The 24,044-nt window shown below is 69.9% G+C and carries 22 protein-coding genes, 3 tRNA genes and 1 pseudogene; 16 read left to right on the plus strand and 10 right to left on the minus strand.

From position 1 onward, the window contains the following. Together HZU84_RS18375 and gloB are read right to left on the minus strand one after the other, a co-directional pair. Nucleotides 1-1,514: transglycosylase SLT domain-containing protein (locus HZU84_RS18375; protein ID WP_257644648.1), on the minus strand; the 1,514-nt coding region annotated here is incomplete at its 3' end. Further along, nucleotides 1,511-2,302 (minus strand): hydroxyacylglutathione hydrolase, encoded by a 792-nt coding sequence (gloB, locus tag HZU84_RS18380; RefSeq protein WP_149503576.1) that lies wholly within the window; start codon nucleotides 2,300-2,302, stop codon nucleotides 1,511-1,513. The genes gloB and HZU84_RS18375, both read right to left, overlap by 4 nt. A gap of 25 nt (nucleotides 2,303-2,327) precedes the next feature. Between gloB and HZU84_RS18385 the strand changes: the two genes are divergently transcribed. Genes HZU84_RS18385 through HZU84_RS18395 form a run of 3 tightly spaced genes read left to right on the plus strand, consistent with a single transcriptional unit; the run spans nucleotide 2,328 to nucleotide 4,377 of the window. After that, nucleotides 2,328-3,161, plus strand: coding sequence for a class I SAM-dependent methyltransferase (locus tag HZU84_RS18385; RefSeq protein ID WP_244954484.1), 834 nt, complete (start codon nucleotides 2,328-2,330; stop codon nucleotides 3,159-3,161). Beyond that, complete coding sequence (gene rnhA / locus HZU84_RS18390) at nucleotides 3,158-3,661, plus strand: ribonuclease HI (protein ID WP_149503574.1); 504 nt, start codon at nucleotides 3,158-3,160, stop codon at nucleotides 3,659-3,661. Before HZU84_RS18385 ends, rnhA begins: the two co-directional genes overlap by 4 nt. Beyond that, the gene (locus tag HZU84_RS18395; protein WP_149503573.1) at nucleotides 3,658-4,377 is read left to right on the plus strand and encodes an alpha/beta fold hydrolase; all 720 of its coding nucleotides are present in this window, start codon (nucleotides 3,658-3,660) and stop codon (nucleotides 4,375-4,377) included. The genes rnhA and HZU84_RS18395 overlap by 4 nt, the downstream gene beginning before the upstream one ends. 31 nt (nucleotides 4,378-4,408) lie before the next feature. On the opposite strand, the gene HZU84_RS18400 is transcribed toward HZU84_RS18395, so the two are convergent. Beyond that, a complete protein-coding gene (locus tag HZU84_RS18400) occupies nucleotides 4,409-6,415 on the minus strand; it encodes a peptidase U32 family protein (protein ID WP_149503572.1) in 2,007 nt (668 codons plus the stop codon). Nucleotides 6,416-6,551: 136 nt separating this feature from the next. Here HZU84_RS18400 and HZU84_RS18405 point away from each other — a divergent pair, with 136 nt between their 5' ends. Together HZU84_RS18405 and HZU84_RS18410 are read left to right on the plus strand one after the other, a co-directional pair. Further along, entirely contained in the window at nucleotides 6,552-7,553 is a 1,002-nt protein-coding gene (locus HZU84_RS18405; RefSeq protein WP_149503571.1) for an ABC transporter substrate-binding protein, read from the plus strand. Then, nucleotides 7,550-9,913, plus strand: a complete 2,364-nt coding sequence (locus HZU84_RS18410; protein ID WP_149503570.1) for a PAS domain-containing protein — start codon at nucleotides 7,550-7,552, stop codon at nucleotides 9,911-9,913. The genes HZU84_RS18405 and HZU84_RS18410 overlap by 4 nt, the downstream gene beginning before the upstream one ends. Here HZU84_RS18410 and HZU84_RS18415 read toward each other — a convergent pair. Beyond that, nucleotides 9,885-11,303 (minus strand): sensor histidine kinase, encoded by a 1,419-nt coding sequence (locus HZU84_RS18415; protein ID WP_180693062.1) that lies wholly within the window; start codon nucleotides 11,301-11,303, stop codon nucleotides 9,885-9,887. The genes HZU84_RS18410 and HZU84_RS18415 overlap by 29 nt on opposite strands. 130 nt (nucleotides 11,304-11,433) lie before the next feature. Then, nucleotides 11,434-12,168, minus strand: a complete 735-nt coding sequence (gene ompR, locus HZU84_RS18420; protein WP_037478588.1) for an osmolarity response regulator transcription factor OmpR — start codon at nucleotides 12,166-12,168, stop codon at nucleotides 11,434-11,436. Between the two features lie 217 nt (nucleotides 12,169-12,385). On the opposite strand from ompR, the gene HZU84_RS18425 reads away from it, so the two are divergent. After that, entirely contained in the window at nucleotides 12,386-13,132 is a 747-nt protein-coding gene (locus tag HZU84_RS18425) for an SIMPL domain-containing protein (protein WP_149503569.1), read from the plus strand. Between the two features lie 27 nt (nucleotides 13,133-13,159). On the opposite strand, the gene HZU84_RS18430 is transcribed toward HZU84_RS18425, so the two are convergent. Continuing rightward, nucleotides 13,160-13,930 carry a 3-hydroxybutyrate dehydrogenase gene (locus tag HZU84_RS18430; protein WP_149503568.1) on the minus strand — a complete coding sequence of 257 codons (771 nt, stop codon included), beginning with the start codon at nucleotides 13,928-13,930 and terminating at the stop codon, nucleotides 13,160-13,162. Between the two features lie 118 nt (nucleotides 13,931-14,048). Here HZU84_RS18430 and HZU84_RS18435 point away from each other — a divergent pair, with 118 nt between their 5' ends. The 6 genes from HZU84_RS18435 to phaR all read left to right on the plus strand — a co-directional run bounded on the left by HZU84_RS18435 (nucleotide 14,049) and on the right by phaR (nucleotide 18,467). Next, entirely contained in the window at nucleotides 14,049-14,930 is an 882-nt protein-coding gene (locus HZU84_RS18435; RefSeq protein WP_149503567.1) for an alpha/beta fold hydrolase, read from the plus strand. A 44-nt stretch (nucleotides 14,931-14,974) separates the two neighbouring features. Next, nucleotides 14,975-17,242, plus strand: coding sequence for a RelA/SpoT family protein (locus HZU84_RS18440; protein ID WP_149503566.1), 2,268 nt, complete (start codon nucleotides 14,975-14,977; stop codon nucleotides 17,240-17,242). 40 nt (nucleotides 17,243-17,282) lie between these two features. Next, nucleotides 17,283-17,359 (plus strand) — tRNA-Val (locus HZU84_RS18445). A 36-nt stretch (nucleotides 17,360-17,395) separates the two neighbouring features. After that, a tRNA-Val gene (locus HZU84_RS18450) sits at nucleotides 17,396-17,472 on the plus strand. 75 nt (nucleotides 17,473-17,547) lie between these two features. Continuing rightward, nucleotides 17,548-17,624, plus strand: a tRNA-Val gene (locus HZU84_RS18455). Between the two features lie 258 nt (nucleotides 17,625-17,882). Next, on the plus strand, nucleotides 17,883-18,467 hold the full coding sequence (gene phaR, locus HZU84_RS18460) for a polyhydroxyalkanoate synthesis repressor PhaR (RefSeq protein WP_149503565.1): 585 nt from the start codon (nucleotides 17,883-17,885) through the stop codon (nucleotides 18,465-18,467). Here phaR and HZU84_RS18465 read toward each other — a convergent pair. Further along, nucleotides 18,448-19,131: an arylesterase gene (locus HZU84_RS18465; RefSeq protein ID WP_244954516.1), complete on the minus strand. Its 684-nt coding sequence runs from the start codon at nucleotides 19,129-19,131 to the stop codon at nucleotides 18,448-18,450. The genes phaR and HZU84_RS18465 overlap by 20 nt on opposite strands. Here HZU84_RS18465 and HZU84_RS18470 point away from each other — a divergent pair. The 4 genes from HZU84_RS18470 to HZU84_RS18485 are packed head-to-tail and all read left to right on the plus strand — an operon-like array spanning nucleotide 19,130 to nucleotide 22,651. After that, nucleotides 19,130-19,813: an ABC transporter ATP-binding protein gene (locus tag HZU84_RS18470; protein WP_244954483.1), complete on the plus strand. Its 684-nt coding sequence runs from the start codon at nucleotides 19,130-19,132 to the stop codon at nucleotides 19,811-19,813. The genes HZU84_RS18465 and HZU84_RS18470 overlap by 2 nt on opposite strands. Nucleotides 19,814-19,830: 17 nt before the next feature. Continuing rightward, nucleotides 19,831-20,655 carry a 23S rRNA (guanosine(2251)-2'-O)-methyltransferase RlmB gene (gene rlmB, locus HZU84_RS18475; protein ID WP_149503563.1) on the plus strand — a complete coding sequence of 275 codons (825 nt, stop codon included), beginning with the start codon at nucleotides 19,831-19,833 and terminating at the stop codon, nucleotides 20,653-20,655. After that, nucleotides 20,655-21,443: an SIR2 family NAD-dependent protein deacylase gene (locus HZU84_RS18480; protein WP_149503562.1), complete on the plus strand. Its 789-nt coding sequence runs from the start codon at nucleotides 20,655-20,657 to the stop codon at nucleotides 21,441-21,443. The genes rlmB and HZU84_RS18480 overlap by 1 nt, the downstream gene beginning before the upstream one ends. Nucleotides 21,444-21,466: 23 nt before the next feature. Next, nucleotides 21,467-22,651, plus strand: a complete 1,185-nt coding sequence (locus HZU84_RS18485; RefSeq protein ID WP_149503561.1) for an MFS transporter — start codon at nucleotides 21,467-21,469, stop codon at nucleotides 22,649-22,651. Here HZU84_RS18485 and HZU84_RS18490 read toward each other — a convergent pair. The 3 genes and pseudogenes from HZU84_RS18490 to HZU84_RS18500 all read right to left on the minus strand — a co-directional run. Continuing rightward, the gene (locus tag HZU84_RS18490; protein ID WP_149503560.1) at nucleotides 22,593-23,144 is read right to left on the minus strand and encodes a chromate transporter; all 552 of its coding nucleotides are present in this window, start codon (nucleotides 23,142-23,144) and stop codon (nucleotides 22,593-22,595) included. The two genes, HZU84_RS18485 and HZU84_RS18490, sit on opposite strands and share 59 nt — an antisense overlap. After that, nucleotides 23,141-23,737, minus strand: a complete 597-nt coding sequence (locus HZU84_RS18495; RefSeq protein WP_149503559.1) for a chromate transporter — start codon at nucleotides 23,735-23,737, stop codon at nucleotides 23,141-23,143. The genes HZU84_RS18490 and HZU84_RS18495 overlap by 4 nt, the downstream gene beginning before the upstream one ends. Beyond that, nucleotides 23,730-24,044 (minus strand): annotated as a pseudogene (locus HZU84_RS18500) (MFS transporter); the annotation flags it as partial. The gene HZU84_RS18495 and the pseudogene HZU84_RS18500, both read right to left, overlap by 8 nt.

Here is a 24,044-nt window from a genome sequence, read left to right on the forward strand (position 1 = left end):
GCCACCGGCGCGATCCTGCTGCCGGTCGGCACCCAGATGACCAGCGCCTGCGCCTTGCGGAAGCGGGTGCCGTCGTCGATGCGGTTCCAGGCGGCGATCTGGTTTGCGCTCACCCGGTAGCGCTTGGCCAGCGCGGCCACGGTATCGCCCTTGCGGGCCCGGATGGCGACCTTGCGCAGCGGCGGCACGTCCGGCGCCAGTGCCATGTGGGCGTTGTCGGCGACATGCTCGGGCACATCGGCCGCACGGGTCTCGGCGCGCTGCACCAGCAGCGTGGAGCCGGCCTTGACCAGCATCTTCGGCGGGATCCGGTTGATCTCGCGCAGCTCTGCCTCGCTCATGCCGACCAGCTCGGCCGCCTGGGCGGTCTTCATCGTCTTCGGCGCGACCCAGGCGGTCCAGCTCGCCAGCGGCCCCTGGTGCGAGGCCAGGCGCTTCACGAAGGTGTCGGCGCTGTTGTAGGGCAGCAGGATCTGCGGCGTGCCGGCGGCCAGGATCACCGGCTTGTTCATCTGCGGATTGAGCGCCTTGAACTCCTCGAGCGGCAGTCCGGCCAGTCGCGCCGCCACCGCCACGTCGATGTCGCGACGGATCGGCACGCTCAGGAAATAGGGATGGTTCTCGAGCTTGGGCAGCGCCAGACCGAAGTTCTGCGGTGCCAGCACGATGTTCTTGACCGCCTGGAACTTCGGCACGTAGTGGCGCGTCTCCGCCGGCATCGACAGGCTCTCGTAGTCGGTGGGCAGGCCGGCGCGCTCGTTGCGGGCGATGGCGCGCTTGACGTTGCCTTCGCCCCAGTTGTAGGCGGCCAGCGCCAGCTGCCAGTCGCCGTTGAACATCTTGTTGAGCCGGCTCAGGTAGTCGAGCGCGGCGCGGGTCGAGGCCAGCACGTCGCGACGATCGTCGCGGAAGAGGTTCTGCTTGAGGTCGTAGTCCTTGCCGGTCAGCGGCATGAACTGCCACATGCCCGAGGCGCGGGCCGAGGACAGTGCCTGCGGATTGAAGGCGCTCTCGATGAAGGGCAGCAGCGCCAGCTCGGTGGGCATGCCGCGGCGCTGGACTTCCTCGACGATGTGGTAAAGGTAGCGCGAGCCGCGGTCGGTCATGCGCTGCACGTAGTCCGGACGGCTGGCATACCAGCGCTCGTGCTGGCGGACCAGCTCGCTGTCCAGATCCGGCATGCCGAAGCCGGTGCGCACGCGCACCCAGAGATCCTTGCGTGCCTTCTCGGCATCGATCACGCCCTGGCCATCCGGCGACAGCGGATCGACCGGCATGCCGGCGGCATCACGAGGATCCTCGAGCACCGGTGCGGCGGCCGGCGCGGCCGCAACCTGTGCGGGCAGCGGGGCCAGCGGGCCTTCCGCACTGCGGCCCTGGGCCGGCAGATCGCGCGAGCCGACGGTGGTGATCTGGGGCGGCGGCTGCACGCCGTCGTCGACGGTGGCGCAGCCGGCAAGCGCCATCATCAGCGCCGACAGGGCAAAGGTGGCACGGCGGGGAGATCGGTTCATCGGTAAGTGTCTTTCCACTGTCGGATCGCAGCGAAGACCGAGACCGGATCCAGGGCGGACGCACCTTGCGCAGCCGCACTCTCGATCACCCCGGGCTGCTCGCAGCGCAGGAAGGGATTGATCTCCCGCTCGAGGCCGAGCGTGCTCGGCAGCGTCGGGAGACCGCGTTCGCGCAGGCTCTTGCACTGCGTCTCGTGGCGGACCACGGCCAGATTGTCAGGCTCGACCGCGCGTGCGAAGCGCAGGTTGGCCAGCGTGTATTCGTGCGCACAGCATACCTGCGTGTCCTCCGGCAGCGCCGAAAGCCGCACGAGCGAGCGGTGCATCTGCGCGGCCGTGCCCTCGAACAGCCGGCCGCAGCCGGCCGAGAAGAGGGTGTCGCCACAGAAGAGCACGGGAGTCATGTCGTGATTTTCGCAGATCGGGCGGATCACGAAGGCCCGATGACCGCGGGTATGGCCGGGCACCTCGAAGACCGTGATCGACCAGGGGCCGATCTCGAAACGGTCACCGTCATGCACCGGCTCGACCGGCACCGGCATCGGCTCGTCGGAGGGCCCCAGGATGCGCGCGGTGCACCCGTGCGCCGAGCCGGCCAGGGCCTGCAGACCGCCGACATGATCGCCATGATGGTGAGTCACTAGAATGCCGCTCAGATGCAGCCCCAGCCGCTCGAGCGTCTCGAGCACCGGCGTGGCATCCCCCGGATCCACCACCAGGGCCTGCCGGCCGTCGTGGAGCATCCAGATGTAGTTGTCGGCAAAGGCGGGCAGCGCGATCAGATTCATGGCACAGGATTCGCTGATTATAGAGATGGCCCCCTGGCTGGAATCTCCGGCCGGACGCTATCTGCTGGCCTGGGAGCAGCGCCAGCTCGACCATGTGGTGGCGGACATCTTCGGCTATCACGCAGTGCAGCTGGGCTGGCCGATGGTGCAGGCCCTGCGGGCCAGCCGCATCAGCCACCGCTGGCTGCTCAACGACGGCACGCTGGAGGCCGGGCCGGATCTGGCGCTGCTGCCGCCGGGCGGCCTGGGCGCGGGCGGCAGTCCGCCCGAGGGCGGCGGCGCGCTGGCGGTGAGCGTGCTCAGCGCCTTCGAGACGCTGCCCTTTCCGTCCGGCAGCCTGGATCTGGTGGTGCTGCCGCACACGCTGGAGATGAGCGGCGACGCGCACCAGACGCTGCGCGAGGTCGAGCGGGTGCTGATGCCCGAAGGCCGGGTGGTCATCGTCGGCTTCAATCCGCTCAGCCTGTGGGGTGCCGCGCATGGCCTGGAGCGGCTGGGCGTGCCGGGCTGGCGCGGCCGCACCGGACTGCCGGCGCATGGCACCGGCGAGCTCATCGGCTGGCGCCGGCTGCGCGACTGGCTGCGGCTGCTGGGGCTGGAGGTGGAATCGGGGCGCTTCGGCTGCTACCGGCCGCCGTTCAGCACGCAGCGCTGGCTCGAGCGCAGCGCCTGGTGCGATGCGGCGGGCGAGCGCTGGTGGCCGGTGCTGGGCTCGGTGTACCTGATGGTGGCGGTCAAGCGGGTGAGGGCGGTGCGCCTGCTCGGCGGGCCGCAGTGGAAGATCAACCGACGACGCCGGGCGGCCGCGCCGGCCGTCGTCACCCGCGGCCGACCCGTGCCGCGTTGCGAGGACCGATGAACGACAGCAAAGACAGCGCGCCCCCGGTGCGGGCGCCGATCCGCCGGCCCCAGGTCACCATCTACACCGACGGCGCCTGCAAGGGCAATCCCGGCCCGGGCGGCTGGGGCGCCTGGCTGCGCAGCGACGGCCACGAGAAGGAGCTGTGCGGCGGCGAGAACGGCACCACCAACAACCGCATGGAGATGACCGCGGTGATCGAGGCGCTGGCCAGCCTGAAGCGCAGCTGCGACGTGGTGCTCTACACCGACAGCGAGTACGTCAAGAACGGCATCACCACCTGGATTCACGGCTGGAAGGCGCGCGGCTGGAAGACGGCCGCCAAGCAGCCGGTGAAGAACGTCGAACTCTGGCAGCGCATGGACGCGCTGTCGCAGCTGCACAGGATCGAGTGGCGCTGGGTCAAGGGCCATGCAGGCGATCCGGGCAACGAGAAGGCGGACGAGCTGGCGAACCGCGGCGTGGACATGGCCCGCGCCGGCACCGGAGCCCCGCGATGAGCGCGCTGGTGCTGATCCACGGGGCCTGGCACGGTGCCTGGTGCTGGCGGCGGGTGCTGCCGGGGCTGAGGGCGGCGGGGCACGAGGCGCATGCGGTCACGCTCACCGGCGTGGGCGAGCGGGCGCACCTGCTTCGCCCCGACCTGCGCCTGCGCGACCACATCGCCGACGTGCTCGGCCTGATCGATGCCGAGGAGCTGGGCGACGATCTGGTGCTGGTCGGCCACAGCTACGGCGGCCTGGTGATGACCGGCGTGGCCGATGCGCTGCTGGCCCGCGGGCTGAAGCCGCGCCATCTGGTCTATGTGGACGCGGTGACGCCACATCCGGGCGAATCCTGGTCCAGCCAGCACGCGCCGGAAACGGTCCGGGCCCGCCTGGAGGCCGCCGCGCAGCGCCCCGACGGCGCGATGCCGCCGCCGGACGCGGCCGTCTTCGGCCTGGACGGCGCTGACCGCGACTGGGTCAACCGCCGCCAGACGCCGCAGCCGGCAGGCGTCTACCAGGATCGGCTGGACTTCGACGCCGCGCGCATCGCCACGCTGCCGCGCACCTTCATCGACTGCACCGCACCGGCCCTGCCGACGATCGCGGTGATGCGCGAGCGGGTGCGCCGCGAGCCCGGCTGGCAGGTGCTCGAGCTGGCCACTGGCCACGACCCGATGATCAGCGCGCCTGATGCGCTGGTGACGCTGCTGCTGGACTGCGCACGCTGAGCCGGGCGCGGGGATGACGGGAGGGGGGGCTTCAGCGCCCTGCCGCCGCCGGCCGCGTCCGGTAGAACTGCATCGGCACGCCGGTGGCCAGGCTGGCCTTTTCCTCGCGGGCGGCACGGTTGAGCACGTTCTTCTTCATGCGCCCGACGACATGCATCTCGCAGGGCTTGCAGTCGAAGCGCAGCTGCAGCACCTCGTCGCCGTGCGTGATGGTCAGCGGCTCGGCGCGGATCGTGCCCTGCACGCCGGTGACGCCCTTGGCCTGCTTCGGGCACAGGCTGAGCGAGAAGCGCACGCAGTGCTTGGTGATCATCAGGCTGGCATCGCCGAGCGCCTCATGGCTCTCGTAGGCCGATTCGATCACCTTGACGCCGTGGCGGGCGTAGAAGTCGCGCGCCTTCGAGTTGTAGACATTGGCCAGGTAGCTGAGCGTGTCGTCGGGATAGGGCACGGGCGGCGTGACCTCCGGCCAGCGCGTCTGGCGCACATGGGCGTCCAGGCGTGCGGCTTCCAGCTGCTCGAAGGCGTCGCGGCGCAGCGCGTTGAGCACGCCCGGCGGCACGAACCACGGCCGGCGCGTCGCCAGCACGATGTCGGCGGCGTCGGCGCGGAAGATCGTCGCGCCCAGCTTGCCCAGGTGCTCGCGCAGCGCGGCCTCGCCCTTGATGGGATCGCGCGCGGGCTCCTTCTTCGGCAGCGCGATCTCGGCGCAGACCGTCACCCCGGTCTCGTCGCTCACCGTCAGCGCCAGCCCGTCCGGCGTGTCGTCGAGCCGCATCGTCACGCCGATGCGTCGCTCGGCCGACTTCTTCTCCAGCAGCCGCACCCAGTTCATGTCGCGGTTGCGGCTGAGCTGGGTGTCGCGGCGCAGGTCGGGATAGGTGTCCAGCGGCTCCTTCGGGACCACGCGCCAGAGGCGCTGCTTCGCGTCGAGCGGCTGTGCGGTGTCGATCGGCAGGCCGGTCAGCTCCTTCTGCAGCGTGTAGTAGGTCAGGGCGTCGTTGTTGTTGAGCGGATCGACCCCGGCGTCGAGCTGCACGTCCAGATGGTCCTTGTCGACGCGCACCACCCAGCCCAGCGGCAGGCCGGCATGCTTCGGGGTGTCGAAGGCGCCGATGTCGTCCTGGCGGCCGTTGACGAAGTAGTCGGTGCTGCCGCGGTTGAAGTTGCGGTCCGGATTGGGCGTGAAGGTGAAGCTGGCGCGGCCGGCCGACGCGGCGTGCAGCTCCGGGCGGCGTTCGAACAGGCTGTCGAGCAGCTGGCGGTAATGGGCGGTGATGTTCTTCACATAGCCCATGTCCTTGTAGCGGCCCTCGATCTTGAAGCTGCGGATGCCGGCGTCGACCAGCGCCTCGAGGTTGGCGCTCTGGTTGTTGTCCTTCATCGACAGCACATGCTTGTCGTGCGCGACGATGCGGCCCTGCGTGTCGGTCACGGTGTAGGGCAGGCGGCAGGCCTGCGAGCAGTCGCCGCGGTTGGCGCTGCGGCCGGTCTGGGCGTGGCTGACATAGCACTGGCCGGAATAGGCCACGCACAGCGCGCCGTGCACGAAGAACTCCAGCGTCGCGCGGTCGACCTGCGCCGCCACCGCGCGGATCTGTTCCAGCGTGAGTTCGCGTGCCAGCACGATCTGCGAGAAGCCGGCGTCCTGCAGGAAGCGCGCCTTCTCGGGCGTGCGGATGTCGGTCTGCGTCGAGGCGTGCAGATCGATCGGCGGCAGGTCCAGCTCGAGCAGGCCCATGTCCTGCACGATCAGCGCGTCGGCGCCGGCCTCGTGCACTTGGCGGATCATGCGGCGTGCGGGCTCCAGCTCGTCGTCGCGCAGGATGGTGTTGAGCGTCACGAAGATGCGGCTGCCGAAGCGGTGCGCATGCTTCACCAGCCGCTCGATGTCGGCCACCGGGTTGCCGGCCGAGGCCCGCGCGCCGAAGGCCGGGCCGCCGATGTAGACCGCATCCGCGCCGTGGTTGATCGCTTCGATGCCGATGTCGGCGTCGCGAGCGGGGGAGAGCAGTTCGATGTCGGGACGCAGGGGCATGGCGGCGGCTCGCGGTGACGGATGACGGACGACGGAAAGAAGGGCCCGGATTCTACGGAGAAGCCCGCAGCTGCGGGCCTGACCGGACAAGAACGCTGCGGTGGCGCTGCTAAGATGAATTTCAGCCTTCACCGCCATGACCCTGAACCGACGCAGTTTCCTGTTCCGAGTCCCTGCCGTGCCGCTGGCCGCGGCGCTGCTGGGGGGCTGCGTCGAGATGCCGCTGGCGCCGCTGCGCATCGGCATCAATGCCTGGGTCGGCTACGACCCGCTGGTGCTGGCGCGTGACCAGGGCGGCGTCGATGCCCAGGTGCTGCGCATCATCGACATGTTCTCCAACACCGACAGCCTGCGCGCGCTGCGCAACGGCCTGCTCGATGGTGCGGCGCTGACGCTCGACGAGGCGCTGCGTCTGGCCGACGGCGGCCTGCCGGTGGTGATCATCGCGATGATCAACCAGTCGGAAGGGGCAGACGCGGTGCTGGCGCGCCCGGATGTGCTGCAGGCCAGCGATCTGCGCGGGCGCGTCATCGGCCTGGAGAAGACCGCGCTGGGGGCGGTGGTGCTGGAGCAGCTGCTGCAGGAAGGATCGCTGCGCCCGAACGAGGTGAGCACCCTGCATGTCGAGGCGGCCCAGCATGCGGACATGCTGCGCGCGGGCCGCGTCGACGCGGTCATCACCTTCGAGCCGATGGCCAGCCAGCTCGAGCAGGCCGGCATGCGCCGCATCTTCGACAGCCGGCAGATGCCGGGCGAGATCATCGATGTGCTGGTGGTGCGCCGCGGCATCGCGCCGCAGCGGCTGCTGCCGCTGCTGCAGGCCTGGGAGCGCGGGCGTCAGGCGCTCGAGCATGATCCCGCGGCTGCGGCCGCGCTGCTGGCCATCGGCACCGACCTGTCGGAGACGGACTATCTGCAGACGCTGAAGGGGCTGAAGCTGCTGCCGCTGGACATCAGCCTGCAGGAGCTGCGGCAGGACGAGCATGGCCACAGTCCGCTGGCCGTGCATGGCCGGCTGATGGAGCGCACGCTGCAGCGCCTGCAGCTGCTGAGCCGTCCGGTCGACTGGAAGACGCTGATCGACGACCGGGCGCTGCGCCTGTGGCAGGCCGGTGCGACCACGAAGGGTCAGCCATGAACGGCGAGAAGAAGAAGTCCGTGGAATCGCCGGGACGCGGCAGCTGGCTGCTGCGCTGGCCGGCCCGGCTGCTGCTGCCGGTGCTGATGCTGCTCTTTGCGCTGGCGGTCAGCCTGCTGGGCCATCGCCTGCGTGTCAGCGAACTCGATGCCAGCGTGCTGCAGACCGAGCAGCAGCGCCTGCGCGAGCGGCTGGCCCTCGAGCAGGGCCGGCTGACGCAGGCGACCGGCCAGGGCGACATGGGACAGGCGCGCCGGCTGGTGGCCGGCCTGGCGCTGCACGAAGGGCTGATGCAGGCCTGGCTGATCGAAGAGGATGGGCGCATCGCTGCCGCACTCTCGCGTGCCGAGATCGGGCGGCGCCTCTCGACGGTGCTGATCGCGCTGCCACCGGCCGAGCGTGACGCCCTGATGGCGCTGCAGCAGGCGGTGCCGTCCGAGCTGCGGCTGCGCACCACCAACGGGCCCGGGCAGGCGCGACTGCTGTTCGGCGCGGTCGGCGTCGAGCCGGCGCGTCTGCTGCTGGTGCGTGTCGACATCAGCCATGCGCTGGCCGTGCGGCAGGCCCAGGCCCGCTCCGACCTGCTGCAGCAGCTGCTGCTGACGCTGCTGAGCGTGAGCCTGTTCGGACTGCTGCTGCATCTGCTGTGGTTCCGGCGTGCGGACCAGCTGCGGCATACCGCGGTGCAGCTCGGTCGGGGCGACCTGTCGGCGCGGGCCGGGCTGCGGGGCGCCGACGAGCTGGCCCTGATCGGCCGGGCGGTCGACCTGATGGCCTCCGATCTGCAGCAGCGCCAGACCGAGCTGCAGCAGCTGGCCGACCGCATCTCGCATTCGCCGGTGGTGGTGATGACCTGGCGCAACGCCGAGGGCTGGCCGGCGCGCTATGTCAGCGACAGCATCGCGCTCTGGGGCTACCGGCGCCAGGATCTGCTGTCGGGCCGCCTCCGCTACGCCGACCTGATGCATCCCGAGGACTTGCCGCGCATTGCCGGCGAGGTGGCACGGCATCTGGCGCAGGGGCCGGACGAGTACCGGCAGGAATACCGCATCCGCCACGGCGACGGCCGCTGGATGTGGATCGAGGACCGAACCTGGCTGGTGCGGGATGCGGCCGGGCAGGTGGTCGACATTCACGGCGTGCTGCTCGACGTGAGCGAGCTGCATGCGGCGCGTGCCGAGCTGGCGATCCAGGTGCGCCGGCTGCACGAGGCCGAGGCGCACGCCCGGCTGGGCAGCTGGACCTATGACGTCGGGCCGGGCCGGGGCTGGTGGTCGGCGCAGATGTATGCGCTGTTCAACGCCGACCCGTCCGCCGGCGTGCCGAGCTTCGAGGACTTCATTGCCCGGGTGCATGAGGCCGACCAGCCGGCGGTGCGGATGATGCTGCAGAGCTTCGCCCAGGGCGTGACGCCCGAGCGCAACGTCGAGGTCTTCCGTCGCCATCCGGATCTCGGCCCGGCGCGCTGGTTCAGCGTGACCATCTATCCCGAGCTGGGTGCGGAGGGTCGCATCCAGCGCTTCGTCGGCACCACGCTCGATGTCACCGAGACCCGCCAGGCCGAGGCGACGCTGCGCCGGATCAACATCGAGCTGGAGCAGCGGGTCGAGGCACGCACCCGCGAGCTGACCGAGCTGAACCAGTCGCTCGAGAGCTTCGTCTACACCGTCTCGCATGACCTGAAGGCGCCGCTGCGCGGCATCGAGGGCTATGGCCGGCTGCTGCTCGAGGAGCATGCGCAGCAGCTCGATGCGGAGGGCCGGCTGTTCGCCGAGCGCATCCAGGAAGGCACGCTGCGCATGGGGCAGCTGATCGACGACCTGCTGGCCTATGCGCGCATGGAACGCCGCGCGATCTCGGTGCAGGATGTGGAGCTGGCGTCGGTGCTGGGCCAGGTGATCGAGGACGCCCGCACCGACCTCGAGCGCGGCGGCGTGGTGCTGGAGCTGGAGGTGCCTCAAGCGCCGCTGGGCGTGCGCGTCGACCGTGAGGGCCTGATGCTGGCCCTGCGCAACCTGCTGGCCAATGCGATCAAGTTCAGCGCCGCCAGCCAGCCGCCACGGGTGCGCATCGCCGTTCGCCGGCTCGGCCCCGAGGCCTCGGCCGCGATCGAGCTGCGGCTGTCGGACAACGGCGTGGGCTTCGACATGGCCTATCACGACCGCATCTTCGAGATCTTCCAGCGCCTGCACCGGATGGAAGACTATCCCGGCACCGGCGTCGGCCTGGCACTGGTGCGCAAGGCCATGCAGCGCATGGGCGGCACGGTGCGCGCCGAGAGCCGCCCCGGCGAGGGCGCGACCTTCGTGCTGACGCTGCCCGCAGCCGTCTTCAGGCCGCAGGAGCCCGGCGCAGCTTGACGTAGGCGACGAAGCCGCCACCGGGCGCGTTGCCCAGCTCGAGCTGGCCGCCCATGCGCGTCACCGTCTTGTCGACGATGGCCAGGCCCAGGCCGGCACCGGTCGAGTGGGTGTGGGTGCGGGCCTTGTCGCCGCGGTAGAAGGGCGTGGTCAGCCGGGCGAGCTGCTCCGGGCTGACGCCGGGGCCCTCGTCGCGCACGCTCACCAGCACCCACTCGCCGGCACGCGCGAAGGTGACCGAGACCCGCGCCACCCCGTCCTCGCCCTGCGCGTAGCGGCGCGCGTTCTCGAACAGGTTGGCGAAGACGCGGTCCAGATCGGTCTCGTCGGCCATGACCCGCACATCGGTCGTCACCCGGGCCACCACCTTCAGATGCTCGCCGTTGACGCGGCGGATCACCGTGTCGAGCAGCACCGCCAGCACGATCGGCGCGAGCTTGACCTCGGTCGGCCGCGCGTAGTCCATGAACTTGTCGATGATGGCGTCGAGCTGGTCGATGTCGGCGGCCATGTTGCGCTTGGCCTCCTCGTCGTAGACGCTCATCTCGGTCTCGAGGCGGATGCGCGCCAGCGGCGTGCGCAGGTCATGGCTGATGCCGGCCAGCATCACCGCGCGGTCGTCCTCGATCTTGGCCAGCTCGCGCGCCATGCGGTTGAAGCCGCGGTTGACCTCGCGGATCTCGCGGGTGGTGGTGTCTTCGTCGAGCCGCTCGGCATATTCGCCATCGCGGATGCGGCTGGCGGCGAAGCTGAGCTGGCGCAGCGGCCGGTTGATCAGCCCGGCGATCAGCGCCGAGCCGCCCAGCGTCAGCACGAAGGTCAGGCTCATCACCACGAAGGTGGTCTTGCCGGTGACCGCCGGCTGCACCCGGTTGCGGTCGGCCTGCAGCCAGTAGTTGTCGGTCTCGATCAGGAAGCCGACCCACAGCCCCGGCTGGCCATTGACGCTGCTGGCCACGATGGTCTGCGGTCCGAGCTGGCTGCGCAGCTCCGAGCCGATGGCCCGGGTGAAGCGGTCGACCTCGAAGGGCTGCCAGCGGTCGTTGGGCTCGCGCGGCTGCAGCTTGACCGCCTCCTGCTCGGCGATGTTCTTGACCAGCGCGACCCGGTTGACCTGGTCGGTGTAGCGCAGCGCCGAGCGCGACAGGTTCACCAGGCTGGCGATCTGCTGCGCCGCCTGCACGCCCCGCGGCTCGAGCTCGAGAAAGCGCAGCGTGTAGACCCAGCCCAGGATGCCGGCGCCCAGCATCAGCGACAGCAGCAGGAAGGTGCGCCAGAACAGGCTCATCGGCATGTAGCGCCGGACCAGCATGCCCAGACCCCGCAGCAGAACCCGAGACAGGGGCTCGCGCTCGGGCACGGGATAGGTGGATGGGGTGGTGGAGGCCATGGAATCAGGTCGGCAGCGTCTGTCGGTCACCACGGCCCGGGGCTGCGGCTCGATGAACTCCCCTGATGCATTTCAGCGTCTCAGACAACTCTTCAGGCTGTTTGAAACGAAATGTATCAGGATTGTGAATTCATGCCGCGCCATCCGGCACGAAGACATAGCCGACGCCCCACACCGTCTGGATGTAGCGCGGCTGCGAGGGATCGGGCTCGATCATCTTGCGCAGGCGCGAGACCTGCACATCGAGGCTGCGGTCGAAGGGCTCGAACTCGCGACCGCGTGCCAGCTGCGCGAGCTTGTCGCGGCTCAGCGGCTGGCGCGGATGGCGCACCAGGGCCTTGAGCATCGAGAACTCGCCGGTGGTCAGCGAGATCACCTCGCCGTCGCGGGTCAGGCGACGCAGCGCCAGATCGAACTCGAAAGGACCGAAGACGACGGTCTGGGCTTCGCGCGAGGGCGCGCCGGGCGCCTCCATGACCGGGCGGCGACGCAGCACCGCATGGATGCGCGCCAGCAGCTCGCGCGGATTGAAGGGCTTGGGCAGGTAGTCATCGGCGCCGACCTCCAGGCCGACGATGCGGTCCACATCCTCGACCTTGGCGGTCAGCATGATGATCGGGGTCAGGTCGTTGGCCGCACGCAGCCGGCGGCAGATCGACAGGCCGTCCTCGCCCGGCAGCATCAGGTCGAGCACGATCAGGTCGATGGTCTCGCGGGTCAGGATGCGGTTGAGGGCCTTGGCATCCTCGGCCAGCAGCACCTCGAAGCCTTCCTGGGTCAGGTAGCGGCGCAGCAGGTCGCGAATGCGCGCGTCGTCGTCGACGACGACGATGCGGTCGGTGCGCTGGGCGTTGGCGGTGTTCATCAGGGGCTCCGGATTTGTAACAGTGGCGATTCTGCGCAGGTCGGACCGGCTTTTCATCCAGTCTGACCCCCTGTTACATCTATTGCGCTCTGGTGTAGTGCGGCACGGAATGCAGCTTTCCAGGGGGTTGCCGTTGAATTATTCACGATGTCTGTCAGCGGACCGATGGTTCGTGCCGTTGACAGGGCTTCACCGTCTTCATCGAACGGAAAGCTGCATGTCCTCTGTTCTTCGCACTTCGTCGCGCGCATGGCTGCTGGCCCTGCTGCCCGCGCTGCTGCTGGGCACGGCCGCCCAGGCGCAGACGCCGCCCATCGCGAGTGGGCCGGCGCATCAGCTGAGCCTGTCGGCCAGCGCACAGACCGAGGTCGCCCGCGACCAGCTCGCCGTCATGCTGCAGGTCACCCGGGAGGGCAGCGATGCCGCCCAGGTGCAGACCGCACTCAAGCAGGTGCTGGACACTGCCCTGAACGAGGCGCGCCGCGCGGCCGAAGGCCAGCAGATGACGGTGCGCACCAGCGGCTTCTCGATCCAGCCCCGCCATGGCCGCGACGGTCGCATTTCCGGCTGGAGCGGCAGCGCCGGGCTGACGCTGGAAGGGCGTGACGCCGCACGCATCGCCGCGCTGTCCGGGCGGCTGCCGGGCATGACCATCGTCTCGACCGGCTACAGCCTGTCGCGGGAGGCCCGCGAGCGGCATGAATCGGCGCTGACCGAGCAGGCGATCCGGCGCTTTCGCGAGCGGGCGGCCGAGATGTCGCGCCATTTCGGCTACGGCGGCTACACGGTGCGCGAGGTCACGGTGCAGGATGCCGAGGTCGACGGCGGCATGCGCCCGCCGATGGTGATGGCGCGCATGTCCCCGTCGATGGCCGCAGCCGAGGCGGCGGCACCGCTGCCGACCGAAGGCGGCCAGGCCACGCTCGGGGTGACGGTGCAGGGCACCGTCACGATGACGCGCTGAGCGCGTCAGGCACGACGCCTCGCGGCATCACTGCGCCGTCCAGCCGCCATCGACGTTCCAGGCCACGCCGCGCACGTTGTTGGCGGCCGGCGAGCACAGGAACACCGCGAGTTCGCCCAGTTCCTGCGGCGTGGTGAACTGCAGCGAGGGCTGCTTCTCGCCAAGCAGCCGGCGCACCGCCTCGTCGTTGTCGACGCCGTCCCGGGCGGCGCGCGCGTCGACCTGCTTCTGCACCAGCGGCGTCAGCACCCAGCCCGGGCAGATCGCGTTGCAGGTCACGCCGGTGGTGGCGTTCTCCAGCGCGGTCACCTTGGTCAGGCCGATGACGCCGTGCTTGGCCGCGACATAGGCGGCTTTCTGCGTCGAGGCCACCAGGCCGTGCACCGACGCGATGTTGATGATGCGGCCCCAGTTCTTCGCCTTCATCGACGGCAGCGCCAGCCGCGTCGTGTGGAAGGTCGAGCTGAGGTTGATCGCGATGACCGCATCCCAGCGCTCGACGGCAAAGTCCTCGACCGGCGCGACATGCTGGATGCCGGCGTTGTTGACCAGGATGTCGACGCCGCCGAACTCGGCCTCGGCGTAGGCCATCATCGCCTCGATGTCGGCGGGCTTGCTCATGTCGGCGCCGTGATAGCCGGCCTTCACGCCCAGCGCGGCGACCTCGGCCTTCGGGCCTTCGGCATCGCCGAAGCCGTTGAGAATCACGTCGGCACCCTGACGTGCGAGGCACAGGGCCACGCCCAGGCCGATGCCGCTGGTCGATCCGGTGACCAGCGCGGTCTTGCCTTTCAGCATCTGTCTTCCTCCGAAGAATGGGGGTTGGGGAGCGGGTTGGTTAACATGCATTATCGAACGCGAAGTTCCTGCTTCGCCTGACAGCCCCATCGTCGATGTCGAACCCCCTGTTGTCGCCATGCAAGAACCTCGACTGCACCATGTGACCTGTGCCCATCCCGGCGGTCTGCACCGCATGGCCTATGCCGAATGGGGCGACCCCGCCAATCCGGAGGTGGTCGTCTGCGTGCATGGCCTAGCGCGGCAGGGCCGCGACTTCGACACGCTGGCGCGCGCGCTGGCCGCCGACCGGCGGGTGATCTGCCCGGACGTGGTCGGGCGCGGGCGCTCCGACTGGCTGACTGACCCGTCGCTCTACCAGATTCCGACCTATGTGGCCGACATGGTCACGCTGATCGCGCGGCTGGGCGTCGAGCGGGTCGACTGGGTCGGCACCTCGATGGGCGGCCTGATCGGCATGGGCCTGGCCGGGTTGCGCGCTGCCGGCCAGCCGCCGCTGATCCGCCGCATGGTGGTCAACGATGTCGGCCCGGCGCTGGAGCCGGTCGCGATCGCGCGCATCGGCCAGTACCTGGGCCAGCCGCTGCGCTTCGAGTCGGTCGAGCAGGGCATCTCCTACCTGCAGACCATCTCGGCCAGCTTCGGTCCGCACACGCCCGAGCAGTGGGCCGAGCTGGGCCGTCCGATGCTGCATCCGGCGCCCGAGGGCGGCTGGCGGCTGCACTACGACCCGGCCATCGCGGTGCCCTTCCGCAGCTGGACGCCCGAGATCGGCCGCATCGGCGAGGCGCTGCTGTGGCAGTCCTGGGCGTCGATCGAGGATCCGCTGCTGCTGCTGCGCGGCGCCGAGTCCGATCTGCTGTCGGCACAGACCGCGCAGGCGATGGTGCAGCGCGGCCGCCAGGCGCGCTGCGTCGAGTTCGCCGGCGTCGGCCATGCGCCGATGCTGATGCAGCCCGACCAGGTCGACTGCGTGCGCGACTTCCTGCTCGGCGGCTGAGGCCGCTCCGGTGTGTTTCCTTTCTTCGTGATTCCCTTGCCTTGATGAAGACCTTCAGCCTCGACCCGACCGAGGCGCCTGCCGCGATCGTCCAGCTCGCGGACTCCACCACCGCCGGCCCGAGCATCGACAGCGTCACCGAGGAGCATGAGCGTCTCGATCGGGCCCGCCGCTTCGCCGAGCCCTTGCTGGCCAGCAGCCGCTTCGACACCGGCGAGAACGCGCTCGAGCATGCCGACGGCGTGGCTGCGATCCTGCGGGGCATCGGCGCGGCACCGTCGATGCAGGCGGCCGTCTACCTGGTCTATGCCGGGGACTTCCTCGCCGAGCCGGAAGTGGTGGTCGAGCAGGCCTTCGGCGCGTCCTACGCCAGCCTGGTCGCGCACACCCGACAGCTGGTGCGCATCCAGCGCAACGCGCGCGCCGCCTGGACCGACGAGACCGACCGCGAGCTCCAGGCCGAGCAGATCGAGCGGGTGCGCAAGATGCTGCTGGCCTTCTCTCGCGACCTGCGCGTGGTGCTGCTGCGGCTGGCCTCACGCCTGCAGACGCTGCGTTTCTACGCCGCGACCAAGCTGCCATGCCCGGCGGCGCTGGCGCGCGAGGCGCAGCAGGTCTTCGCGCCACTGGCCAGCCGGCTCGGCATCTGGCAGATCAAGTGGGAGCTGGAGGATCTGGCCTTCCGCTTCCTCCGGCCCGACGACTACAAGCGCATCGCCCGGCTGCTCGACGAGAAGCGCATCGAGCGCGAGCAGAGCATCGAGGCGGCACGCCGCCGGCTCGAGGCCGAGCTGGCCGGCGCCGGCATCACCGCCGAGGTGCACGGCCGCCCGAAGCACATCTACTCGATCTGGAAGAAGATGCAGGGCAAGAAGCTGCCCTTCGAGCGGGTCTTCGATGTGCGTGCGATGCGGGTCATCGTCGACTCGGTGCCGGACTGCTATGCGGCGCTGAGCCGGGTGCACGAGGTCTGGCGGGCCTTGCCCGACGAGTTCGACGACTACATCGCCCGGCCCAAGCCCAACGGCTACCAGTCGCTGCACACCGTCGTGGTCGACGGCCCCGAAGACGGCGCACGCCCGATCGAGATCCAGATCCGCACCCGCGAGATGCACGATCGTGCCGAGAGCGGCGTGGCCGCGCACTGGGCCTACAAGGAGGCCGGCACCAAGGGCTATGCGGGGGTCAGCGCCGCCGGCGACTTCGAGGACCGGGTCGCGCAGGCGCGGCGGGCGGTGCTGCAGCAGCTGCTGGCCTGGGAGCGCGACTTCGTCGGCCACAACATGCCGGCGCAGGGCTTCTTCGAGGACCGCATCTATGTCTTCACGCCGGCAGCGCGCCTGATCGAGCTGCCGGCCGGCGCCACCGCGGTCGACTTCGCCTACAACCTGCACACCGATCTGGGCCACCGCTGCCGCGGCGCGCGGGTCGATGGCCAGATGGTGCCGCTCAACACACCGCTGCAGAGCGGCCAGACCATCGAGGTGATCGCGGCGAAGGAAGGCGGCCCGTCGCTGGACTGGCTCAACCCGCAGCAGGGCTATCTGAAGAGCCAGCGTTCGCGGGCCAAGGCACGGGCCTGGTTCAACGCGCGGGCGCTGCAGGACACGATCGCACGCGGCCGCGAGGCGGTCGACCGGCTGCTGCAGCGCGAGGGCCGCACCGCGATCCGGCTCGACGATCTGGCCGCGCAGCTGGGTTTCCGCAATGCCGAGGCGCTGTTCGAGCTCGTCGGCAAGGACGAGTATTCGCTGCGCAACATCGAGAGCGTGCTGCGTCCGCCCCCTGCGCCGGCGCCGCTGACCCCGCAGGAGGAAGTCCAGGTCTCGCGCCCGGCCACCGGCGCGCTGTCGGGCAAGAGCGCAGTGCTGGTGGTGGGGGTGGAGTCGCTGCTGACCCAGCTGGCGCACTGCTGCCGCCCGGCGCCGCCCGACACGATCGGCGGCTTCGTGACCCGCGGCAAGGGCGTGGCGGTGCATCGCTCGGACTGCGCCAACTTCCGTCAGCTGGCCGCACGCCATCCCGAACGCATCATCGAGGTCCAGTGGGGCGAGGCGCCGCCGGTCATGGGCCGGGCGCCGGTCTATCCGGTCAATGTCTCGGTGATGGCCCACGACCGCCAGGGGCTGCTGCGCGACATCTCCGAAGTCTTTGCGCGCGAGAAGACCAATGTCATCGGCGTGCATACCCAGTCGATGCGCGGCACGGCCTGGATGACCTTCACCATCGAGGTCAGCAGTTCCGCCGCGCTGGCCCATGTGCTGGCTCAGGTCGCCCAGATCGGCGGCGTGCTCAGTGCGCGAAGAAAATGATTGACGCGAATTCGAACCGTGCTATAGTCGAGGGCTCGACAGGCACATAGCTCAGTTGGTTAGAGCACCACCTTGACATGGTGGGGGTCGTTGGTTCGAATCCAATTGTGCCTACCAGAGGTTTTTGTCCTTCTGGATGAAAAGCGGTTTTTCAGGCGCGTAGCTCAGTTGGTTAGAGCACCACCTTGACATGGTGGGGGTCGTTGGTTCGAATCCAATCGCGCCTACCAGAATCCCTGATCTGCTGCAAGTTTGCAGATAGGCAGGTTTTCTGGATAAAATCGAGTTTCTTCAGAAAGACGTGCAGGCACATAGCTCAGTTGGTTAGAGCACCACCTTGACATGGTGGGGGTCGTTGGTTCGAATCCAATTGTGCCTACCAGATATCCCAAAAGGCGCCGGCTGATCCCCGGCGCCTTTTTCGTTGGTGCCTCGCCATTCTCTGGCCGCTGTTCGCGGGCTCTGTTTTTGTCTTCGTTCTTTCCCGCGGAACCGGGGCCTGCAAAGCGAGTCAGACACTCTTGCATTTCCGGTCTGTCCGCGATCCACTGCTTTCGATGAACTCGGGGGCAAACCCTGACCGGAGCCCGGTCAGCCGGATGCCTAGAATCTTTGTGCAACGCACACAGGAGAAATTTGCATGCCATCGAATCGCCGCACCGCCGAGACCGAGGCCGAGCCCGGTCGCACCGACGGGCTGCGCGTGCTGAAGAAGTACCCGAACCGCCGTCTCTATGACACCCGCACCAGCAGCTACATCACTCTCAGCGATGTCAAGCAGATGGTGCTGGAGGCCCAGACCTTCGAGGTGCGCGACGCCAAGAGCGGCGAGGACCTGACCCGAAGCATCCTGCTGCAGATCATCCTGGAAGAGGAGAGCGCCGGCATGCCGATGTTCTCGACCCAGATGCTGGCGCAGATCATCCGCTTCTACGGCCACACCATGCAGGGCCTGATGGGCGCCTATCTCGAGAAGAACTTGCAGGGCTTCGTCGAGATGCACCGCAACCTGAGCGAGCAGACCGGCGGCCTGTATGAGGGCAAGGCCTTCACGCCGGAGGCCTGGACGCAGTTCATGTCCGGCCAGAACCCGGTGATCCAGAACATGATGAGCGGCTACCTCGACCAGTCGCGCCTGCTGATGAGCCAGATGCAGGAGCAGATGCAGAAGCAGGCCGAGAGCTTCTTTCCCGGCATGTCCGGCTTCACGCCCCCGAAGGGCTGAGCCAGCGCTGCAGCACCGGCCAGACATTGTCGAGAATGCGCGGGTGCGCGGCAGCGACCGGATGGATCCGGTCGGGCTGGAACCAGCGCAGCGGATCGGCCGGATCATCGGCAATGCCGGCCAGCAGGAAGGGCACCAGCGCGGTCTTCTCGGCCTGTGCCACCTGAGCGAAAAGCGCCGCGAAGTCGCGGGCATAGGCGGCGCCATAGTTGGGCGGCACCTGCATGCCGACCAGCAGCACCTTCGCGCCGGCTTCGCGTGCGGCGCGTGTCATCGCCACCAGATTGGCCTCGGTCTGCTTCAGCGGCAGGCCGCGCAGCGCGTCGTTGCCGCCCAGCTCGATCACCACATGCGTGGGCCGATGCTGCGCCAGCAGCGCCGTCAGTCGGGCGCGACCGCCGGAGGTGGTGTCGCCGCTGATGCTGGCATTGATGACGCCTGCCGCGATCTTGCGGTCCGCCAGCCTGCGCTCGAGCAGCGCCACCCAGCCGCTGCCGCGCGCGATGCCGTATTCCGCCGACAGGCTGTCGCCGACGATCAGCACGCGTCGCGTCGCCGCACCCGGCGCCTGGGCCGAGGCGGACCCGGCGACAGCCAGGGACAGCAGCGCCGCGATACAGTGGCGACGCTTCCAATTCGGGGCGAATCCAGGACAGGGCGACATGAAGGACACGGCAGGCACGGCGATCATCGAGGTCTCGGGCGTGAGCAAGCGGGTGCGCGACGCCACGGGCGAGCTGACGATTCTGCACGAGATCGATCTGGCGCTGCCGCGGCGGGAATCGGTGGCCATCGTCGGCGCCTCGGGCTCGGGCAAGAGCACGCTGCTGTCGATCCTGGCCGGGCTGGACGTGCCCAGCAGCGGCACGGTGAAGCTCGACGGCATCGACCTGTTCTCGCTCGACGAGGATGCGCGCGCGGCGGTGCGCGGCGAGCGCGTGGGCTTCGTCTTCCAGAGCTTCCAGCTGATGGCGCACCTGACCGCGTTGGAGAACGTGATGCTGCCGCTGGAGCTGCGCGGCGTGCGCGAGGCCAGGGCGCTGGCCACCGAGATGCTCGGCCGGGTTGGGCTCGGCGCGCGGCTGGGCCACTATCCGAAGCTGCTGTCGGGCGGCGAGCAGCAGCGGGTCGCGCTGGCGCGGGCCTTCGTGGTGCGTCCGGCGCTGCTGCTGGCCGACGAACCCACAGGCAGCCTGGACCATGCCACCGGCGAGGCGGTGATGCAGCTGATGCTCGAACTCAACCGCGAGGCCGGCACCACGCTGGTGCTGGTGACCCATGATCCGGGCATCGCCGCGCGCTGCGACCGGCAGATCCGCATCGAGGCCGGCCGGCGGGTCGGATAGCGGCGGATAATGCGCGGATGTCTCGATCCCTCCTCTTCGGCTTTCATGCCATCCAGGTCCGCCTGAAGACCGCGCCCGACACGATCCGCGAGATCCATTTCGATCCGACCCGCCGCGACGGTCGGATGCGCCAGTTCCTCGACCGTGCCCGCGAGGCCGGTCGCAACCTCGTCGAGAGCGATGCCAAGCGCATCGACAAGCTCGTCGGCAACCCGCGCCACCAGGGCGTGATGGCCTTCGTGTCGCCGCTGCCGGTGACGCACTCGATCGACGACCACCTCGACGGCGTCGAGGGCCCGCCGCTGCTGCTGCTGCTCGACGGCGTGACCGATCCGCACAACCTGGGCGCCTGCCTGCGGGTGGCCGACGGCGTGGGCGCGCACGGCGTGATCGTGCCGCGCGACCATGCGGTCGGCATCAACGCGACGGTGGCCAAGGTCGCCAGCGGCGCCTCCGAGACGGTGCCGTACTTCATGGTGACCAATCTGGCGCGCACGATGCTCGAGCTCAAGGAGCGCGACATCCTGATCGTCGGCACCAGCGATGCGGCCACCGACTCGATCCATGACCTCGACCTGTCCGGTCCGGTGGCCTTCGTGCTGGGCGCCGAGGACCGCGGCATCCGCGATCTCACCAGCAAGACCTGCGACCGGCTGGTGAGGATTCCGATGATGGGCGCGGTCGAGAGCCTGAATGTCTCGGTCGCCTCGGCGGTGTGCCTGTACGAGGCGCTGCGCCAGCGCCTGAAGGCGGGCACCGCCACGCTGCCGGCCGCCGCGGATACCCCCGCCTCGGCAGACATCTCGACCGAAGCGCCGACCGAGGCGCCGAAAGCGGACTGATGCGCGACCGCCGCTATGCCCACCCGTTCCGCGACCTGCGGGCGAAGCTGCGCCAGGCCGCGTCGGTCTGCGTGCTCAGCGGGGCGGGCATGTCGGCGGAGAGCGGCATCCCGACCTTTCGCGATGCGCAGACCGGGCTGTGGGCGAACCTCGACCCGATGCAGCTGGCCAGCGAGGCGGGCTTTCGCGCCGATCCGCAGCGGGTCTGGGACTGGTACCAGATGCGCCGCGACGGCGTGCGCCAGGCCGAACCCAATGCCGGCCATGTCGCGCTGGCGCGCTACGCGGCGCGTCATCCGGGCCGGCTGACGATCCTGACGCAGAACGTCGACGACCTGCACCAGCGCGCGGCCGCCCGGGCGGGCGAGGGCGCACGCATCGTCGCGCTGCACGGCTCGATCCTGACCGACCGCTGGCTCGACGCCTGCCCGCGCGGCGAGGACCTGATGCGCCGTCCCTGCGAGCCCTCCCGCGTCGGGCCCGGCCGTCCGCCGCGCTGCCCGGACTGCGGCAACCGGCTGCGCCCGGGCGTGGTCTGGTTCGGCGAGTCGCTCGACTACCGCGACCTGACCGCGGCCGAGGAGGCCGCCAGCGCCTGCGACGTGATGCTGGTGGTGGGCACCTCCGGTGCGGTCTGGCCGGCCGCCGGCCTGGCGGCGCGTGCGCGTCATGCCGGCGCGCATGTCGTCATTCTCAACACCCAGGCCAGTGAGATCGACGACGAGGCCCACATCGTCCTGACCGGCAGCGCCGCGACGCTGCTGCCCCGCCTGCTGGATCCGCTCTGAAGCCTGCATCGTCCCAGGCAGCCATGCGGGGAGGGCTGATCGCGCTGTTCGCGGCGACCTTTCTCGAACTGTGCGGGCTGTTCATGTACGGCCCGCTGCTGCTGTTCACCTTGAAGGCACGCGGGCTGGAGGAGGCCTGGATCGGCCTGTTCGGCGCGGTGCAGTGGCTGGGCATGGCGCTGGCCACGCCCTTCACCGCCGGCTGGGTGCGCCGGCTCGGCGCACGCCGCGCGCTGCTGCTGGCTGCGGCGGTGCCGCTGGTGGCCTATGCGGGCATCAATCTGAGCGATGCGGTGCCGCTGTGGGCGCTGCTCTATCTGATCGCCGGCATGGCGGGTGCGCTGCGCTGGATCGTCGCCGAGGCGATGGTGGCCGAGCTGGCGCCCCCCGAGCGGCGAGGGCGCATCGTCGGCCTGTTCGAGACGATGGTCGGGCTGACCTTCGTCGTCGGCCCGGCCTGCCTGTCGGCGCTGACCGGCGCCGGCCTGGAGGCGAGCTGGATCCGCTGGCTGGCGGTCGGTCTGCTGGCGGCGGCGCTGCTGCTGAGCCTGCGGGTGCCGGCACTGCACAGCCATCTGGAGGACGACGGTGCCCGGCCGGGCCTGAGCGGCATCCTGGACGCGCTGCGCGCCGCGCCGGCGGTGATGGCCGCCGGCCTGATCGGCGGCTTCTTCGAGGCGGGGCTGTCCAGCGTGCTGCCGCTCTACGGCCTGGCGATCGGGCTGGGCGCGGCACTGGCGGCGCTGCTGGTGTCGGCCAGCGGCCTGGGCAGTGCGGTGATGATGGTGCCGGTGGGCGAGCTGGTCGACCGCATCGGCCGTCAGGCGGTGTGGAAGCTCTGCGCGCTGGTCAATCTGGCCGCCACGCTGCTGCTGCCGTGGGTGGGCGAGGCCGGCGCGCTGGCCTGGCTGATCGCGCTGCTGTGGGGTGGCGCCGGCGGCGGGCTCTACACCGTGGCGATGATCGACATCGGCCACCGCCACCAGGGCGTCGCGCTGGTCAGCGCCACCGCTGTGCTGGTGATGTCCTACACGCTGGGCGGCATGATGGCGCCGGCGCTGGGGGGCATGGCGCTGCAGTGGTCGCCGCAGACCGGATTTCCGCTGCTGCTGGCAGCCTGGGCACTGGCGGGCGTGCTGGCGATCACGCTCATGCCAGACCGAGGGCCCCGACCGCCGCGCCCAGCGCGATCAGCCACATCGGACTGAGCCGGGTGCGCAGCATCACGGCCACCGTGACCAGCATCAGCACCGCGCTGCCCGTGGCCTGGCGTGCCGGCATGCGCCATGCCGGCTGCGACAGGATCCAGCCGCTCGACAGCAGCAGTCCGACGGTGATCGCCGACATGCCGCCGGTGAAGGCGCGCACCCCGAGGTGATCCCGCCGTCGCAGACCCCAGCGGGTCGCGGCCCAGGCCAGCGTGGTGCTCGGCAGCAGCATGCCCGCCATCGAGGCGAGCACACCCGCCGGCCCGGCGACATTCCAGCCGATCACCGCAACGAACAGCAGGTTCGGGCCTGGCGCGGCCTGTGCCAGCGCAATCGAGTCGGTGAACTGCGCATCGCCCAGCCAGCCGCGTTCCTCGACGACAAAGCGGTGGATGTCGGGCACGGTGGCCACCGCGCCGCCGATCGACAGCAGCGACATCGCCATGAAGTGCAGGAACATCGCCCAGAGGTCGACCGGCATGGCGGGGCTCATCGCTGACCTTCCGCGCGCCGGATCACCCAGGCGGCGTGCAGCACCGCGACGCTGCCCAGGCCCAGCACCACGGCGGCCATCGGCCAGCGCAGCGCGCCTACCGCCAGTGCGGTCATCCCGGCATAGACCAGACCGACGCGCCGGCCCAGCGGCTGCTTCGCCAGCCCGCCCATCAGCTTCAGGCCGGTCGCCAGGATCATGCCGGCGGAGACCGCGCCCATGCCGCGCAGCGCACCCGCCAGCGCCGGCAGATCCGGCGCCAGCCGGCCGTAGAGCACGGTCGCGGCCAGCACCACCGCCATCGGCGGCAGGATCATGCCGCCCATCGCCGCCAGCGCGCCGCGCCAGCCGAAGAAGCGGTCGCCGATCATCAGCGAGAGGTTGACCACATTCGGCCCGGGCAGCACCTGGCCGGCGGCCAGCAGCTCGAGGAACTCGGTCTTCGTCAGCCAGCGGCGCTGCTCGACCACCACCCGCTGCGCGATCGCGATGACGCCGCCGAAGCCCTGCAGCGCCAGCAGGCTGAAGGCCACGAACAGCGCCCAGGGCGAGGCCGGGCGGACGATGTCGGGCAAGGCAGGGCGCTCAGACATGGTCCGGATCACGGCGCAGACGGCGCTCGGCCCAGATGCTCAGCGCGATCGCCAGCAGCGTCCAGCCCAGACTGACGCCGTGCAGCGCCCCGAAGCCCTGCAGATCGACGATCACGCCGCCCGAGGCCGCACCGATCGCCTGGCCGAGATAGATCGCCGAGGTATTGAGCGCCAGCAGTGCCGGCGCCAGCGCCGGCGCCGCCGCGCCCAGCCGCGCCTGCTGGGCGGAATTGGTCGCGAAGGTCCCGAAGGCCCAGGGCACCATGACGATCAGCATCAGCATCACGCTCTGTCCGAGCGGCCACAG

The organism is Sphaerotilus sulfidivorans, from assembly GCF_013426975.1.
GTDB classification, from domain to species: Bacteria; Pseudomonadota; Gammaproteobacteria; order Burkholderiales; family Burkholderiaceae_C; genus Sphaerotilus; species Sphaerotilus sulfidivorans.